This window comes from Mesorhizobium sp. M0408, from assembly GCF_040321495.1.
Lineage (GTDB): Bacteria > Pseudomonadota > Alphaproteobacteria > Rhizobiales > Rhizobiaceae > Mesorhizobium.
In genome coordinates this window covers 1-987 of the sequence record NZ_JAMYRO010000078.1, presented here as the reverse complement: position 1 = coordinate 987, position 987 = coordinate 1, and the positions used below count along the sequence as shown (strand labels likewise).

At 64.2% G+C, this 987-nt stretch carries 1 protein-coding gene; it reads right to left on the bottom strand.

What is annotated here, in order from left to right:
- The coding region (locus NKI67_RS33780) for an IS5 family transposase (protein ID WP_352649176.1) at nucleotides 1-948 on the bottom strand (948 nt) is incomplete at its 3' end.
- Nucleotides 949-987: the final 39 nt, after the last annotated feature.

The window sequence follows — 987 nt, the reverse complement described above, 5'->3', positions numbered from 1 at the left end:
CATGGTCCGCAGATTGTAGGCGCAGGCGGCTAGTATGCATTGCGTGCGGTTGGCGGCGAGGTTGAAGAAGCGCAGGCGCCGCATGCCGTAGCGCTCCTTGAACACAGCAAAAGGCCGCTCCACAGCCGCCCGCACCTTGGCGATCAACCGGTTACGCAGCTTCTGGCGCGCCGGCAACTCGGGATGATGCTTGTTGGGCCGCCGCATCAGCCGGTCCTTGATCCCGGCCTTGGCCAGCCGATCATGCCTGGCATGGGTGTAGTAGGCCTGATCGCCATAGGCCGCCTTCTCATCGCCGCAAACCAGATTGTCGGCCGCCTCGGTGTCGGTGATCGAGGCGTCGCTTACCTCGACACGCCGGATCATGGTGTGCTCCTGGTCGGCGCCGATGTGCATCTTGTAGCCGAAGGTGCTCTTGTTGCCCTTCTTGCCCCAGCGCGCGTCCTTGTCGGCCGACGGCTTGGCCGGGCCCTGGTGGCCCTTCTTCGGCTGCTTGGGCGGCCGCCCACGGGCCTGCAGGAACGTCGCATCGACTAAGGTGCCGCGCTTGACGATCAGGCCCTTCGTCTCCAGCTGGCGGTTGATCTCCTCAAACACCTTGTCGATCAGCCGCTCGCGCGTCAGTTCCTCGCGGAAGCGCCACAGTGTCGAATGATCGGGCGTACGGTCCGAAAGGCTGAAGCCGGCAAAGCGGCGAAACGACAGCCGGTCACGGATCTGAGCCTCCAATGCCGGATCGCTCAGCCCGTGCCACACGCCCAGCAAAAGACAGCGCACCAGCGCCTCCGCCGGGTAGCTGGTGTTGCCCGAGCCGGGACCGCTGCGCTGACCCAGCAATGTTCGGATCGGTGCCCAGTCCAGTTCCTTCGATACCAGGTCGAAAATCGTCTCGTCCGACGCCGCCAGCCCGTCCGCCAGACTCAACTGACCCAGAACACGATCCGCCATCCCGAATCTCCCTGCTTCGACCATCATCACAGAATCACC